Source organism: Enterobacter sp. 241F3, assembly GCF_034106785.1.
Lineage (GTDB): Bacteria > Pseudomonadota > Gammaproteobacteria > Enterobacterales > Enterobacteriaceae > Enterobacter > Enterobacter vonholyi.
On sequence record NZ_JAWNDD010000025.1, the window covers coordinates 1 to 559 of the forward strand.

1 rRNA gene is annotated in these 559 nt (G+C 52.8%); it reads right to left on the bottom strand.

Annotated elements, in window-relative coordinates:
- A 23S ribosomal RNA gene (locus UR504_RS21535) occupies positions 1-559 on the bottom strand; the annotation flags it as partial.

Consider the following 559-nt stretch of genomic DNA (forward strand, 5'->3'; position numbering starts at 1 on the left):
TGTCGGTTTGGGGTACGATTTGATGTTACCTGATGCTTAGAGGCTTTTCCTGGAAGCAGGGCATTTGTTACTTCAGCACCGTAGTGCCTCGTCATCACACCTCAGCGTTAAAAAACGACCGGATTTACCTAATCGTTCCGCCTACATGCTTAAACCGGGACAACCGTCGCCCGGCTAACATAGCCTTCTCCGTCCCCCCTTCGCAGTAACACCAAGTACAGGAATATTAACCTGTTTCCCATCGACTACGCCTTTCGGCCTCGCCTTAGGGGTCGACTCACCCTGCCCCGATTAACGTTGGACAGGAACCCTTGGTCTTCCGGCGAGCGGGCTTTTCACCCGCTTTATCGTTACTTATGTCAGCATTCGCACTTCTGATACCTCCAGCAACCCTCACAGGCCACCTTCAACGGCTTACAGAACGCTCCCCTACCCAACAACACATAGTGTCGCTGCCGCAGCTTCGGTGCATGGTTTAGCCCCGTTACATCTTCCGCGCAGGCCGACTCGACCAGTGAGCTATTACGCTTTCTTTAAATGATGGCTGCTTCTAAGCCAA